The following is a 15,803-nucleotide window of genomic DNA, read 5'->3' as shown; positions in this document are numbered from 1 at the left end:
GAAGGGCCTGACGTGCGACGATGTCGTCACCCTAACGGGCGAGTCGTCGGCCAAGCGCACGAGCTTTGACGTGTACTAGGGGAGGGGGTCGTGAGGTTGGCGGGCAATGGGCACTAAGGGCGAGCGTGAGTACATCTGCCGCGATTGCGGTGGGCGCTACGCCGTTAAGAACTAGAAGTCGGCGAGGCTTTATACCGTTCGTCATCACGTGGCATATGCAGCCTGATTCTGGCTTAGTGTGGCGATGCGGGTTACCTGTCATAGCGCTCGCGATACCGCACACTTGCCTAATCCAATTGCTGCTCGGGAGTGGGAATACAATTAGGAATGATTCAGGAAGATGAGGTCGATTAGGCCCCTTTGAGGATTCTGCTCGACTTTGACGACTCGCTTGACCGCCGGACGCGAATAACTGAAAGGGCATGGCCCATGGACAAGATCGAGCTAGATCCGAGCCCATCAATCCTCATTGAGAGTATGAGGGATATCGGATACTCCTTTGAGACGGCCGTGGCCGATATCATCGACAACTCCATCTCTGCGAGAGCCACAAGCATTCGTATTCAAACGAGGACTGCCCCCAAGCCAATACTCGCTGTCGTAGACGATGGCGAGGGACTTGGCAGAGATGAGCTCCTGCAGGCCATGCGCATGGGAAGCACGGATCCCCGAAAGGTGAGAGACTCCCAGGATCTCGGGCGCTTCGGCCTTGGGCTTAAGACCGCATCATTCTCCCAGTGTCGCAAGCTAACCGTAGTTTCTAAGTGTGATGGGGCCATGTCTGCGTTCTACTGGGACTTGGATGACGTTGCCGAGACCAACAATTGGCAAGTGACTGAAATCCAAGGTGATGATGAAATTCTTAGCAAGGTTGCCTTTTCTGATTTGTTGGTCAGCGATCACGGCACTTTGATTGTCTGGGAAAAGATTGACCGAGTCGTGGGTGTTGAGGGAAACAGGGACAACGACACAACGGCCGTTTTCAATCGAAATGTCAGCGATATGCTGGAGCATCTCTCGCTCGTATTCCACCGCTTCCTCAAGGCAGAGAGGGGCTACAAGCGCGTCTCTATGAGCTGCAATGGCCGTGAAATCGAGCCGATTGACCCGTTCAACTCAGCAAGCGAGGCGACTATTTCTCAGCAGGTTGAACGCCTGTCCGGTGGCGTGACGATCCAGAGTTATACCCTGCCTCATGCATCGAAGTACGAAGACGCCGCCGATTACGAGTATTACGGGCTCAGGGGCGGATACATTAAGAACCAGGGCATCTACCTCTACCGGGCCCGCCGCTTGATAATCCATGGCACTTGGTTCGGACTAGCAAAGAAGAAGCCGCTAACTCAGCTATGCCGAGTAAGGATCGACATCGACAACCAGCACGATGAAGATTGGAAAATCGACGTAAAGAAGGCCTCCGCGCAGCTGCCAGAAAACGTGCGCCTGTCGATAAAGTCTTTACTCAATACGTTGTACTCGCCCTCTCGTAGGGTTTATCAGCGTCGCGGGGCTAAGCAGGTCGCCGAGACAAACTTCCCCCTTTGGAATGCAATCAAGGACAACGGGAACATCAACTACCTAATCAATGATGAACACCCCCTTATTGCCGACTTCAAAAGGGAGCTGTCCACTGATGCTACAAAGCAGTTCGACCTGATATTGAAGATGCTTTCGACGGGCTTCCCGATTGACTCGATCAGGTTCGAAATTAGCAACGACCCAGATTCGGTTGCTGCTCCTAAAACGAGCACCGAGGAGACGCGTGAGAACGCCGTCGCGTTTTTCCGTGCCATGAAAGGCTCGGGCCTGGACGATTTGACGATTCTTAATGCTATGCGTACACAGGAGATATTTGCGCATTGCTGGGGCGATGTCCTGTCCGCACTTGGAATTGAGGAGCGTTAAGCATGGCGGCTGTGGAGACTAATGCTGAGCTCTTGCGGACAATCGAAGACGCCCTCTGGAACACCTTTAAGGACAAGCTTCCGACCAAGGAGGAAGTCGAGAAGCTCGTGAGTGGATTCGTTGATGTTTACGTTGACACCATGGGTTGTGTGCCAGAGCTAAAAGATATGAAGATGCGCGAGCAGTTCGTCAAGCTTATATGCATCAGGTATCACAAGCAGCAATCCGTGAAGCAGCAAAAGGGTGTTTGCCTCGTGGACGATAGTTCTGACGACAACACGCCTTGGCTTCAGGCCCGCGAGGGTGATATCAGTTGGTATTACTGGCGTCGTTACAAAAAGTACCTTGGAACAAAGCTGCATTGGGGCAATGAGGTGGTGCAGGCCATCGACAGAGACTCAAAGGACGTTCTTAGGCTGTGCGGTGACCCTGCTGCTGAGGAGGGGTATAGCAAGAAAGGGCTTGTCGTCGGCAATGTGCAGTCCGGAAAGACTGCCAACTATACGGGCCTCATCTGCCGCGCTGCGGATGCTGGGTACCGCTACATTCTCGTTTTGGCTGCGACCACTAACGACCTACGTGCACAGACGCAGCAGCGTATCGAGGAAGGTTTTGTCGGCAGGGACGTCAGCAGAATGGCTGGAAATCAGCCAGTTCGAGTCGGGGTCGGCGAACTTCGAGATTCGGCGCCTAGATATCCAAACCCAGGGACTACGCGCATCGATGACTTCAAGAAGGCAAAGATGAAGACTTTGATGCAGATTCAGGCCAGCAATGTCGCGGAACCTTGGGTGTTTGTACTTAAGAAGAACACCAGCACCCTTAAGAATATCGTCACTTGGCTAAAGTCAAACGTCGCTGCAGACTCGTCTTTGCTACTTATCGATGATGAGGCGGACAACGCCTCCATCAACACAAAGAAAAGCAAAGAAGAGATTTCAAAAATCAATTCACAGATCAGGGAACTCTTAGGCCTCTTTGCGAAGAGCACCTATGTGGGATACACGGCAACGCCCTATGCCAACATTCTTATCGACAAGGACGAAATTGACGAGGAGTTCCACAAGGATCTGTTCCCAAGGAATTTCATCTATACCCTCAATGCCGCTGACTCCTACTTCGGAGCCGACAAGGTGTTTGGAGACATTGACCCCGAGGAATATCAGGTAATCGGCAAGCCCAAATACATCCGGTTTATTGATGACATATTCCTCATGCCGCCATCCGCCAAGGAGCTGAAGATCGGGGAACTGCCCGAGTCTCTCAAGCGAGCGATCAGGACGTTCGTCCTTGCCAGCGTAATTCGGGTTAATAGGGCAGGGGACACCCACACCTCAATGCTCGTTAACTCAAGTCCCTACAACGCGGTCCAGAAGAAACTTCAAGGGCTTGTCGACAGGTATCTCGACGATGTGCTCAAGCCGCAGATAAGGGTCTATTCCTCCCTGAGCCCCGATGAGGCGACGTCGAATTCTGCAGAGATTAAAGAGCTGGCGGAAATTTGGAAGGATGAATTTGCTGGCGACAGTCTCTCTTGGGAGTCCGCTCTCAAGCAGATGAACGGTATTGTTGGCAGGATCAATACGAAACTTGTCAATTCGAAGTCGAAAGACGGGCTCGATTATAACGGCGGAGTCCAGCACGTTATTGCCATTGGTGGCTACCGGCTGTCTCGTGGTCTCACTCTTGAGGGGCTTCTGGTCTCGTACTACTCGCGCAACTCACGCGCCTATGACACCCTGATGCAGATGAGCAGATGGTTCGGACATAGAGTGGGCTATGAGGACATCTGCAGGGTGTGGATGACGGAGGAGTCGGCTGGCTGGTGCCGCTATGTGGCTGATGCCACCGACGAGCTGATGGGCGAGTTGGTCAGGATGCAGCAGATGCATCGTACGCCGCTTGATTTCGGCCTTGCCGTCAGGTCGCACCCTAGTGCCCTTATGGTCACCGCCAGGAACAAGATGGGGGCCGGCGAGCTAAGAAGAGAGGTCAGACTGAGCGGCAAGACGGTTGAGACCACTGCGCTGACTCGCTCGCAAGAAGCGATAAGCCATAACATGGCGTCTGCCAATTCTCTGATGACTTCGCTCGAAGCGACTGACCACGTGGGTGCGTTTTGGGGAAACGACGAGGATGAGTTGGGTGGAAGAGGAGTTCTCTACCACAATGTCCCTACAGCTCAAATCAGGGCATTTGTCCAGATGTTCAACAATTGTCCCGAGTCGCTGCTAACCAAGACCGATCCGATTCTTACGCAAATCGCGTATTGCGAAGAGGATGGGATGGACAAGTGGGATGTGATGTTTGCTGGAGCAACTTCTGCAAGCTGCGAGAGCGTGCTTGAGTTCGAGTGCTCCGAATTCAAATTGCGCTATCAAAGGCGTCAACCGGGCGCAAGGACAAACGAGCAAACAGTTTACGTTGGCAATAGGTCAAAGGTGTCAACCAAGTACATCGAGTGTGTCGGCATGTCGAAGCAAGAGAGATCTGACGCTGAAGAGAAGGCGCAGTCTGATAAGAGGCTCGGCGTTCGGGCTTCCTTCGGCAAGTGCTGTCTCGACAGACGTCGAACACCGCTGTTGGTGGTGCACTTTCTCGATATGCGTTTTAAGAACGAGAAGGAGTACAACAAAGCCGTGACTGATGGCGACAAGAGACTTGGGGCTCTCGAAAGCCGTTATTGGCACTCATTCGACTATTCGGAGCCTAATGTCGCGTACAGCATCTGCTTCCCGCGGCTCAACCACGATCGTGCCGTCGACTACGTCTTCAATAAGACCGCTTTGGAGTCCATGAGCTTCGGCGATGACGTTGCCGACGAGGACAGTGATATCGAGGATGAGTATGGCGACTGACCGATGGAAGGGCATCAAGGTACCAGAACAGGCGGAGGCGCTAAGCACGCGTCTTATCCCGCGCTCTAACGATGATGCCGATTTTGATATTTTGAGCGCCAAAACTGCGGAGGGGAGGCTGGCCCTCTTGATAGAGCTTCCCTCTTCCGCGCCGAATGTCGTCTTTCCACATTTCGAGGCTATCGAAATCCAGAAGTGGTCATCGGGGGAGGACAAGAGCTCAATCCTTATCGTGTTGCTCGATAACAAGGTCGCTGATCTATTCTCAAGTCTGTGCGATGACATAATCGACGCGTCGAAGGCTGCCACGGGCCTTACTATGCCTCAACACTTGAAGAGGCGCCTGGAGAAATGGCGATATCTGCTCAGACGGGGGGAGGGAATGTCTGCCGAGCAAGAGCGTGGGCTGTTTGCTGAGCTGCTCCTGCTGAGGAGGCTGATACCGGTGGTCGGCGCTTATGCCGCCGTAACCTCTTGGTCTGGGCCACAGAAGGCGCCGAGGGACTTTTCGTTCGGGTCCGTGTTCATTGAGGTCAAATCTAACGGAGGGCCCCAAAATCCCTATGTGGTCATTAGCTCGGAGAACCAACTAAACTCCAGCGCTCAGGAAAAACTATTTCTTTTTGTCGCAGGATTGGGCTCGGGGGCGGCTGATGGCTCGAGTATCGACGACCTCGTTGAGGAAATATTTAAGACCATCGGCGCCGATGTCGTTGCCTTGGAAGAGTTTGAGCTTCGCCTCGCCGCTGCTGGCTACGTCGCGTCACAAAATCACGGCACCTATGATTGCCTGGGTACGGCCTTCTATGAGGTTGATGAGAACTTCCCACGGCTGACGCCTTCTCAATTGCCGCCCGGGGTGATGAGAACGAAGTACTCGGTTGACCTGTCGTATTGTGAGGATTGCTCGGCCGATGAGTCCGAGGTAATCACGGCTTTGGGAGGCGTTGACGGTGAGCGAGGTTAGTCTTGAGACATACCAACAGGAGCTTTTCCAAGATGTCGCTTTGACCTCGAGCTCGGCAGGAATCTACAAGGAAGAGGCGTTCTTCGACGTTGTCACCGACCGTTTGGTCGAGGCGGGCGAGTTCGACGTGGCTCGCTATTCGTACTATCGCCCGTCCCGCGGCGGTATTAGGGTCGATGGCAATTGCGGCGATCCGCTTCTCGATTACCCCGAGGGCGGCTCCGGCTCACACAGCTTGGGGTTGATAATTCTGGACTTCGAGGCCGATGAAAGCCCGAAGAACCTTACTCAGAAGGAGATGGACGCCGACTTCGGAAGGGTCCTCAAATTCGCCCTCGAGGCGTGCAGGGGGCGTTTCTGGGAGGAGATGGAGGAGACCGACCCGGGCTATGAGCTGGCGGACATGGTCTCAAAGCGCTGGAACTCCATTGACCAAATCAAGTTCTACCTGATTACCAATCGCCGCCTCAGCAAGAACGTCACCGGCAAGGACGCGTCCTCATACGATGGCAAGAAGATTGTATTTGACGTATGGGACGCGACGCGCCTATGGAAGCTGGAGCTGTCGGGCCGAGAGCGCGAGGAGCTTCATGTTCGTTTTGATAAGCTTCCCCATGGGCCGTTGAGGGCGCTCGAGGCGGGGACCGTGCAAGGCGGCTCCGTGTTTCTCGCCGCAATTCCAGGACAGGACCTTGCAGAGATTTACGACAGGTGGGGAACGCGTTTGCTTGAGCAAAACGTGCGAGTCTTCCTGCAGGCCAGAAGCAATGTCAACAAGGGTATCAGGCGCACTATCGAGAACCGTCCCGACCTCTTCTTCTCGTTCAACAACGGCATTACCGCCACCGCCGAGGATGTCGTAACAGATAGTTCCGACTCCGGGACGCTCATCACCGAACTCAGGAACCTGCAGATTGTGAACGGCGGTCAGACGACTGCCTCAATTTATTCGGCATTTAAGGACGGCAAGGATCTCTCTAAGGTGTACGTCCAGATGAAGCTGAGCGTGCTTCCGCCCGACAAGGCTAAGGAGCTGGTGCCCGAGATATCGCGCTACGCAAACAGCCAGAACAAGGTCTCTGACGCCGACTTCTTCTCAAACCACGAGTTCCATGTTGAGATGGAGCGCTTCTCCCGTCGCGTTCTCTCCCCGGCGATGGAGGGCAGCTTCATCCAGACCAAATGGTTCTACGAAAGGGCTCGCGGCCAGTACCGAGATGCGCAGGCCTACCTTACTCCCGCGAACAAGAGGAAGTTCGTCGCAGAGTGCCCGAAGGCCCAGTATTTCAACAAGACGGACCTTGCAAAGTATCTGATGGTTTGGACCGACAAGCCTTATATCGTAAACAGGGGAGCGCAGAAGAACTTCAAGCAGTTTGCGGAGATCATATCTGCGAAGTGGGAGAGCGATCGTTCGAGTTTTAATGAGAGGTACTTCAAGGCGTGTATCGCCAAGAAGATCATCTTCAACCAGACCGAATCTATTGTGACGCAGCGAGAGTGGTACAGGCCGGGTCTTTATCGCTCCCAGCACGTTGTCCTGACAATTGGCTATCTCGCCCATGCCGTGCGTAGAATGGGCAAGTCGGTTAACTTCGATAGCATCTGGAACGATCAGGGCATCTCCCTTGCGCTGCGTCGCGCGCTTGAAACCGCGGCAGACGTTGCCCATGAGGTTCTGATGGATCCCCAGACGGGCTCGGGCAACATCTCCGAGTGGGCCAAGCAGACGGGTTGCTGGGACAGGCTTAGCGTCAAAAAGGCCTCTTGGAACGAAGATTTTTTGGATGAGCTTGTCGACTTGGCAGAGGAAAAGGATGCGAGCCGCGAGGCAAAAAACGACCAGAGGGTGGTCATTGGCATCGAATGCCAGACTGAGGTCGTCAAAGCGGGGGCTGATTTTTGGAAACAGCTTCTTAACTGGTGCATTAAGGAAGGGGAGGGCTCTGAGAAGGAAATCGGCATTCTCAGGTGCGCCGCTTCTATCCCGCGCAAGATGCCTACTGATAAACAGTGCGAGGCGCTCATAAAGTTTTATCAGCGGCTGAAGACCGAGGGTTGCCCGCTAAAAATCGAAGAGAACAAAAAGCGTCTCGGACGCCATCACGAATGGTAGGGGATGCTTAAGAGAGCTCGTTGGGGGACGCCCGTCAGAAATTATCCGGGCGTCCCTCGATTGCCTAGTTGCTGGCGGGTGGCTCATCGTGACGTACTACGCCACCTACAAACGGCTTCGCCTCAACTTCGAGAGCATCTGCGACCACCGCGGCAATCTGCTGAGAGAGCATGGGGGGCACGGCGTTTCCAACCTGGGTGTACTGAGCTGTCCGATTCCCCTCAAACAAATAGTCGTCGGGGAAGGTCTGGAGCCGCGCTGCCTCTCGAACAGTCAAGCTGCGGCATTGTGCTGGGTCGGGGTGGATGTAATAGTGACCGTCCTTGGCGATATGTGAAGTAATGGTTGTTGATGGCCTATCCCACATCTGCACCCTGAAGCGATCGCTGAATTTGTACTCGCTGTTGTTGTTCTCTCGGACGTTCTTGTGGTTGGGAAGAAGGCGGCTGGGAAAGTCCTCGAGGTGCGCGGGGTGTCCGTACTTTTCTGCGTAGGCCGCACAGAAGAGGTATCTATCAAGGTCAGATGCCTGATGACTGCGAGCGTCATGATCAGTTAGCAGGGCACTTTTCCCGAAGCGTCTCCTGTACCAGCTGTTGTATTTTCCGCTGACCGCGGTGATATGCTCGGAGCTCGATGTCATGGGATGACCGCACTCGCTTGCTTTCTCAAAGACGCTGGCAAGGCACGTGCCTTCATCGGTCTCGAGAATTTGAGTCGCAGCGCAGTCTACGTATTTCTCCCAATCGGAGTCTCCAAGTTCGCGAGTTCTCCTCGAGAAAGAGCTGCGCAGCCTTGGAATGCCGGTCAGAGCGTCTCTGAGGGTTGCCGTCTTGCTTGCTTCGAGAGTGCCCGTTTTGATGCCCGACCCTTGCTTTACTCCAAGAAGGATGACCCTGTGACGCATTTGGGGTACGCCATACTTCTCTGCCTTGACGATATAGTCCCTAGGCGCCTCGGGGTGCTCTGTGACCAAGGATCGGACTTCGTATCCGGCCTCCTCCATATCGTGGATGATGCGCTTGAAGACGCCGTGCCCCTGATGGGTTGCGGACAGTAGGCCTTTGACGTTTTCCATCACGAAGATATCGGGTTGCAGTGATTGAATAAAGGCCAGGTAGCACTTGTAGAGCGTGTGCTTAACATCCTTGTCAAAGTCCTCGTCGTGGGCGCGACGGGAACGTCCAACGAGCGAATATGCCTGACACGGAGGCCCGCCGATGAGCACGAAGGGGCTATTCGGGTGACTTGCTCGCCACTTTCTTAGACGTTCTGCTCCCAGTTCTACAAGTGTGTTATCACCGTCGCGAAGCTCCGCACACAGCGCCTCCTCGCAAGCAGCCTCCCATTCGTCTGGTGCATAGGCCTTGAGCTTCTCGAGAGAGTCGTTATTCCTGTTTCTCATGTAGTCGAGGTAAATCTCGGGGACGCTGCCGTCGGGGTTGAGAATTCTCCTAACATACGCGCGCAAGCGCAGGGTCTCATGGATTTGCTGGTCACGCTCGATGGACATGATCGTCTCGAAGACTGGCTCTCCCGATGAGTCCCTAAGAGAGGAGAAGCCCTCCCCGAGACCGCCGGCTCCGGCAAACAAATCGATGACTGCAATCACTTTGAACTCCAAACGCTGGCTGTTGATTCCAGGATACCAGGACAAGGTTGCCTTCGCCAGATTGTCGAAGTTGGATAGTCGGCGATCTTGATCCGCGATGCAAAACTCACCAGAATTGGTCGTAAGACCTTCTGAGGAGGATCCATGTCCGGTTTCATTCGCGAGTGCGAGGTGATGAACCTTTCGCTGGAGAGGGCGTTCCGCCTGATACCAGAGAAAGCCCCGTCGGTGCTCGAGTGGTACCGGGACAACGAGGGGCAGCATTGCTCGGCCCTGCCTCTTGCCTCGAAGACGAGGACAAAAGACGGGCTTCCGCTGTGCAGACAATCCGGGATTTACGCGCCCTCAAGCAGCTCAGTCAGGTATAAGAAGGGGCGTAAGTACGCCTTGGCCGTTCACTCTAGCCGTAGGGATAGGTATGCTGACAAGCAGCTAATCCACCTCGGTGACGGCACCTGGATTTTCGAGTACGCGAGGTATGACGGGCCGGACACGAAGCAAGGCTACAACGAGGCCCTGATGAACTGCCTCGAAGACGGCGTGCCGGTTGGCGTGATCGTCCCCAGCAAGGCGGGGGGCTATACCATACTCGGGCTCGCATACGTCGAGCACTACAACAGCGTCTCGGGCATGTTCACGTTGCATGGCCCGGTTAACCCCCGGACCGAGTCGCAAGGCTGCTTCTGCTTCCGGGGCGCCGACTCGCTGACCAAGGTCGAGCAGAAGAAGATCGCACAGGTCGAGATCTCCAACGATGACATGCGGCGCATCGTTACTATCGCCCAAGTGCGCAGGGAGCAGCAGGACCGCTTCCGCAAAAAGCTGCTGAGCGCATACGGCGAGAGCTGCGCGATAACGGAAACCAAGGTGCCCGAGGTCCTGCAGGCGGCGCATATCAAGCCCTACCGCGGCAAGCACAGCCAGATTGTGAACAACGGAATTCTGCTTCGTGCCGACGTGCACCTGTTGTTCGACGCTCATCTCATCTCGATCAACCCGGACAACATGAAGGTTCAGCTCTCGGGACGCCTAGCGGGGAGCAACTATCGCGATTATCTGGGGCGCCCGATTTCCGTCCCGCTGAACAGCGCCGATGCTCCCAGTACCGATCTCATCGGCAACCACTACGAGCAGTTCCTCATTGAGAACAGGGAGCTTGTGCTCGCGTAGGCGGCCGGAATCGATGTGCCTTTCGCCTTTCCCCTCCCCGTCGTTGTTAGGCGTACCTGACGCACGCGAGGGCGGCCGCGGGAGGGCTTGGCTGCGGTCGCGGCGGGCACGGTGAGGGCCACCCGTGAAATCCCCGGCGGCTCTTATTCGCCCGTGAGCGGCTATGCCCTTGACCTGCATTTCGTTAGTCGATCCTCCCAGATGTAGGCGTCGATGAGGCGGCGCAGGCGGCTGGTGCGGTCGTGCGTGACGACGAGACTCACCACGTCGGCGCGGCCCTCCTCGCGCTCGGGGTACTCGGCGGCGCAGCGTAGGCAGCGGGCGCGCATGCGGTCGTGGTCGCCCTCCGCCACCTACAGGACGAGGTCGGGGAAGCGCAAGCCCCCGCATCGCTCCCGCTACTCTCCCGCCGCCCCTGCCCCCTCAGCATCCGTCTGCACGCGCTGCGGCAGCTGGGGCTGCAGAAGCTCGTCTCGCCGCCGTGCATGTTGGCGAAGACGGTCCTTCCGCAGAAGCGGCAGCTCATGATGTAGAGGTTCTCGTGGCTGCGGACGTTGCCCCACATGGCCTCGGGGAGGCTCGCGGGATTGGCCGCGACCACGAACCCGTCGGACTTGGTGCCGTCGCACGAGATGGTCTCGGTGCCAAAGATGCCCTGCATGCCGCGCAGGAAGGCGTTCGCGGACGCCTCCTGCCCCCTGTCGTCGGCGGCGATCGCCATATAGAGCCAGGTGTCGCTGGGGCCGTTGCCGGCGTCCCTCAGGTGGAGCGACGCCTTCGCCTGGTCGACCTGGACCGAGGTCAGGAACGCGACGCCCCCCGTGCCCTTGAGGCGCCGGGGGGCGGCCGGCGCCCGCATACGCGCGAACGCCCGCCTCGCGGGCGGCCGGCGCCCGCATACGAGCGAGCGCTCGCCTCGCGGTTGTCCGCCGCCTCGCCGCCGGCTGGAAAGCCGAGGGCATCAGCTGGTACGGCGTGAAGTAATCAGCTGCCGGCAAACGAGATCCTGTCACAATCGGTACGGAATTTTTTCAAAAAACGTACCGATTGTGACAGGATCCGCCGACGCCCTCCCGCAATCGCCCGCGGGAGGGCGTTTTTCGCCCAATCGGCGTCGCAGCCCCGGGCCCCCGGACCCCGGGCCCCGTCGGCCTGCACGAAAAAAGCCCCGGCCCCGAAACGTGTCCGGGACCGGGGCCAAGCCATGACCTACAGGCTCCAGGCGGCGGAGTCGCGCTGAAGCTCGACCATGCGGGCAAACTCGCCGCCGGCGGCCTTGAGCTCGGCGGGCGTGCCCTGCTCGGCAACCAGGCCGTCGCGCAGAACCACGATCTTGTCTGCGCTCTCCACCGTGCGCATGCGGTGGGCGATCACGATGACGGTCTTGCCGGCAAGCAGGCGGGAGAGCGCCTCCTGCACGCGGGTCTCGTTCTCAACGTCCAGGCTCGCGGTGGCCTCGTCGAGAAGCACGATCGGCGCGTCCTTAAGAAGCGCGCGGGCAATGCTGATGCGCTGACGCTCGCCGCCGGAGAGCTTGGAGCCGTTCTCGCCGATCATCGTCTGGTAGCCATCTGGCATGCGGCTCACAAACTCGTCGCAGTTGGCGGCACGTGCGGCAGCCAGCACCTCCTCGTCGGTGGCGTCGCGGCGGCCCAGGCGGATGTTGCCCATCACCGTGTCGTCAAAGAGCAGCACGTCCTGGAAGACCACGGCGTAGTCGCGCAGCAGCACCTCGGGGTCAACGCTTGCCACGTTCACGCCGCCCACGGTGACGGTACCCGCCGTGGCGTCCCAGAAGCGCGCAGCCAGGCGGCTGACGGTGGACTTGCCTGAACCGGACGGACCCACCAGCGCCGTGACCTCGCCCTCGCGGGCCGTAAAGCTCACGTCGCGCAGCACCTGATCGCCGGCGCGGCCGTCGTCGCCCGCGCCGTAGCTGAAGGCCACATGGCTGAACTCAACGTCGTGGCCCGCGGGCTCGAACTCCTGTGCGCCCTCGGCGAGCGGCTCCTCCATGACCGCTCGCATGCGCTTTGCGGAGGCCTCGGCCGCAAACAGCTCGGAGATCATGCTAATGGCCTGGTCAAACGGACCGTAGATGCGGCTCACCATCAGCAGGTAGGCAAACATCACCATGAAGTCGATCTGGCCCGCGGCCACCATGCCGGCGCCCGCGATCAGCGTGGTGGCGATGCCCAGGCGCAGCACCACGAAGGCGGAGTTCACGAGCAGGCCGTTCAGAAGCTCGCCTGCGGCCGTGAAGCGCTCCTGCTCGTCGATCGTGGCGTCGAGGCCCTCAAGATAGTGCGCCTCCTGGTTGGTGGCGCGGATCTCGCGGACGCACTCGAGCGTCTCTTGGATGCCCTCGGTCACCTTGACCTTGGCGGCGCGAACGCCGTCGAAAACGGGCGCCATGGGCCTGCGCGTCGCGAAGATGATGCCAAAGGCAACCGGCACGCTCCAGAACGCGGCGAGGCTCAGCTGCCAGCAGAAGAAGAGCGACCCCACAAACACGACGCACGTGGAGACGACGGCGCCGAAGAGCTCGCCGAGCACGTGGCTGTAGGCGTGCTCCATGGTCTGGGCGTCGCCCATGATGGTCTCGGTAAGATCGGCCAGGTCGCGGCGGCCAAAGAAGCTCAGGGGCAGCTTGCGCAGGTGCTCGCCGATGGCGATGCGCTGGTTGCCGCACTCCTCGTAGAAGATGCAGTAGGTGTAGTAGTACTGCTGCCAGTTGCCGGCCATGAGCGCCACAAAGAAGAGCGCCAGGGCACCGACGATCGGCAGCGCGGCGGGAAGCTCCGCACCCGAGGTCAGGTGCGCGACAAACGCCCCCATCACCAGATAGAGAAAGACCATGCCGGCCATGGTGATGAGGTTGGTCACGGCCGTCCAGAAGATGCCGCGCTTGACGCCGGCCATGGCCTTGTCGGACAGGAAATACTTTTGCTGCAGTGAGGCGAACATCTAAGCCTCACCCCCTTCCATGGCCACGGCGGGCGTGGCCGCGGCCTTCTCGCCCTCGATGCGCCAGCTGGCCGCCTTCTCGTAGTCGGCCCACATGCGGGCGTAGAGGCCGCCGGCGGCGAGAAGCTCCTCGTGCTTGCCGCTCTCGGCAACATGGCCCTGGTCGAGCACCACGATCTTGTCGGCGCCGACCACGGTGGAGAGGCGGTGGGCGATCATGATCACGGTGCGGCCGGCGGCCAGACGCGTGAAGGCGCGCTGGATGAGGGCCTCGTTCTCCGGGTCGGCAAAGGCCGTGGCCTCGTCGAGAACCACGATGGGGGCGTCCTTCAGGATGGCGCGGGCCAGCGCCACGCGCTGCACCTCTCCGCCGGAGAGATAGGCCCCACCGGCGCCGAGCATGGTGTTTGCGCCCTGCGGCAGCTTGGCCACGATGTCGTCGCACTGCGCTGCGGAAAGCGCGGCCAGGACCTCGTCGTCGGTTGCGTCCGGGCGCGCGGCGCGCACGTTGTCGGCAAGGGTCTGATGGAAGAGCTGGTTTGTCTGGAAGACGAAGGCCACCTGGTCCATGAGCTCGTGCGGGTCCATCTGGCGCACGTCGACGCCGCCCACCATCACGCTGCCGGAATCGACGTCCCAGAAGCGAGGGATCAACGCCGCGCAGGTGGACTTGCCGCCGCCGGACGGGCCGACGAGCGCCAGCGTGCTGCCGGCGGGGGCCTCAAAGCTCACGTGCTCCACGGCGGGCTTCTCGGCGCCCTCGTAGGTAAAGGTCACGTCGTCAAAGCGCACGTCGTTGCCGGACGGGTGCTCCGGCGTCTTCGACACCGGGAGCGGCTTGGCCTCGAGCACGCTGCGCACGCGCTTCTGGGCGTCGTCCGCCTTCTGGAAGGCCTCGGTCGAGAACATCAGCTTGTTCATGGCCGTTGGCACCACCGCGCTGAAGATGGCATAGAACGCGAAGTTGGTCACGAAGTGCGCGAAGTCGCCCTCGCCGGGGGCCAGCAGCAGCGCCACCGGCAGCAGGAAGACCACAACGCCGTTCAAGGCCGAGAGGTTCACGACCTGCGGGCCGCGGCAGATCTTGTCGGTGTAGTCCCGAGCGCGCTCGGAGTACTCGTTGATGGCGTCGTGGAAGGCCTTGAACGAGTGGACCGTCTGCTGGAAGACCTTGACCACGGGAATGCCGCGCACGTACTCGGTGCCGGCCTTGCTCATGTTGGTGCTGGCGTCGATGTATTGCTTGATGAACTCAACGCCCTCGCCGACCATGACCTTCATGAGGGCCAAGAGGCTCACGACGACGCTCGCCAGGCACGCGAGGCCAAGCCGCCAGTCAAAGACGAAGAGCAGCACCAGCATGCCCAGCACCATGGTCACGGAGCCCGCGACATCGGGCAGGGAGTGGGCCAGCAGCGTCTCCGTGGAGGCCGCGCAGCCGTCGACGATGCGGCGCAGCTCGCCGGTGGCGTGGTTGTCAAAGTAGCCGAGCGGTAGCTTCATGAGGTGAGCGGAGACCTGCTTGCGCATGTTGGAGGCGCAATGGAAGGCCGCCATGTGTGTGCAGCACAGCGCCACGTAGTAGAGCACGATGCTCGCCGCGGCAAAACCGACGGCCCACCAGCCGTACGTCGCGATGCCCGTGGCCGCCGTCCAGTCGGGCGCCACGGCGATAAGGTCGCGCGCCACGAGCCAGATGCAGACGTAGGGGCCAAAGCCCAGCAGTTGTGCGGCGGCGGAGAGCGCGCAGCCGAGGTAGGTCAGCCACTTGCGCTCCCCCGCAAAGTCGAGAAGCACGGCGATGCCGGACTTCTCCTTCTGTTCCTTTGTCATGCAATTCCCTTCTGAATAGCGTGAGAGTTAGCCACAGGTAACTTATCAGAAGGGCGCAAAGTTAGCCAGTTCTTACTTAGGAGGCCTGCAAGTGGAGACAGGCTCGGGCTGCGTGCGCGGGGCCTCGCTGCCAAGAAAACGCGGCGAGTTGGTGCGCGCGGGGCCTCGCCGCCAAGAAAACCGCTTCACTTGGTCCGATTTGAGCCGCGCTGCCAAGAAAACGCGGCGAGTTGGTGCGATTGGGACCAACTCGCCCCGTTTTCTTGGCAGACGGGCCCCGAACCGACCAACTCGGCGCGTTTTCTTTGCAAACGGACCACAACCCGACCAACTCGCCGCGTTTTCTCGGCAGGCGGGCCCCAACTCGACCAACTC

General features: G+C 58.8%; 9 protein-coding genes. 5 read left to right on the top strand and 4 right to left on the bottom strand.

Features of this window, described 5'->3' with window-relative positions; genetic code table 11:
- The first annotated feature begins 429 nt into the window (after positions 1-429).
- From U5709_RS01655 to U5709_RS01640, 4 genes are read left to right on the top strand one after another with little or no spacing between them, the layout of a single operon-like run.
- The gene (locus U5709_RS01655) at positions 430-1,905 is read left to right on the top strand and encodes an ATP-binding protein (RefSeq protein WP_321972624.1); all 1,476 of its coding nucleotides are present in this window, start codon (positions 430-432) and stop codon (positions 1,903-1,905) included.
- A 2-nt stretch (positions 1,906-1,907) separates the two neighbouring features.
- A complete protein-coding gene (locus tag U5709_RS01650) occupies positions 1,908-4,763 on the top strand; it encodes a Z1 domain-containing protein (protein WP_321972623.1) in 2,856 nt (951 codons plus the stop codon).
- Positions 4,753-5,730, top strand: coding sequence for a PD-(D/E)XK motif protein (locus U5709_RS01645; protein WP_321972622.1), 978 nt, complete (start codon positions 4,753-4,755; stop codon positions 5,728-5,730). The genes U5709_RS01650 and U5709_RS01645 overlap by 11 nt, the downstream gene beginning before the upstream one ends.
- On the top strand, positions 5,717-7,846 hold the full coding sequence (locus U5709_RS01640) for an AIPR family protein (protein WP_321972621.1): 2,130 nt from the start codon (positions 5,717-5,719) through the stop codon (positions 7,844-7,846). Before U5709_RS01645 ends, U5709_RS01640 begins: the two co-directional genes overlap by 14 nt.
- A 64-nt stretch (positions 7,847-7,910) precedes the next feature.
- Here the strand turns inward: U5709_RS01640 and U5709_RS01635 are convergent, their stop codons facing one another.
- Positions 7,911-9,458: a DNA cytosine methyltransferase gene (locus U5709_RS01635; protein ID WP_321972620.1), complete on the bottom strand. Its 1,548-nt coding sequence runs from the start codon at positions 9,456-9,458 to the stop codon at positions 7,911-7,913.
- A gap of 144 nt (positions 9,459-9,602) precedes the next feature.
- Between U5709_RS01635 and U5709_RS01630 the strand changes: the two genes are divergently transcribed.
- The gene (locus tag U5709_RS01630; RefSeq protein ID WP_321972619.1) at positions 9,603-10,628 is read left to right on the top strand and encodes an HNH endonuclease signature motif containing protein; all 1,026 of its coding nucleotides are present in this window, start codon (positions 9,603-9,605) and stop codon (positions 10,626-10,628) included.
- A gap of 259 nt (positions 10,629-10,887) precedes the next feature.
- Here U5709_RS01630 and U5709_RS01625 read toward each other — a convergent pair whose 3' ends face one another.
- The 3 genes from U5709_RS01625 to U5709_RS01615 all read right to left on the bottom strand — a co-directional run bounded on the left by U5709_RS01625 (position 10,888) and on the right by U5709_RS01615 (position 15,428).
- Complete coding sequence (locus tag U5709_RS01625) at positions 10,888-11,487, bottom strand: hypothetical protein (RefSeq protein ID WP_321972618.1); 600 nt, start codon at positions 11,485-11,487, stop codon at positions 10,888-10,890.
- Positions 11,488-11,837: 350 nt separating this feature from the next.
- Entirely contained in the window at positions 11,838-13,595 is a 1,758-nt protein-coding gene (locus U5709_RS01620) for an ABC transporter ATP-binding protein (RefSeq protein WP_321972617.1), read from the bottom strand.
- A complete protein-coding gene (locus tag U5709_RS01615; RefSeq protein ID WP_321972616.1) occupies positions 13,596-15,428 on the bottom strand; it encodes an ABC transporter ATP-binding protein in 1,833 nt (610 codons plus the stop codon).
- Positions 15,429-15,803 lie beyond the last annotated feature (375 nt).

It is taken from the genome of Paratractidigestivibacter sp. (assembly GCF_963660155.1).
Classification (GTDB): Bacteria; Actinomycetota; Coriobacteriia; order Coriobacteriales; family Atopobiaceae; genus Paratractidigestivibacter.
The sequence above is the reverse complement of the archived record's forward strand: the minus strand, read 5'-3'. Positions and strand labels throughout refer to the sequence as shown.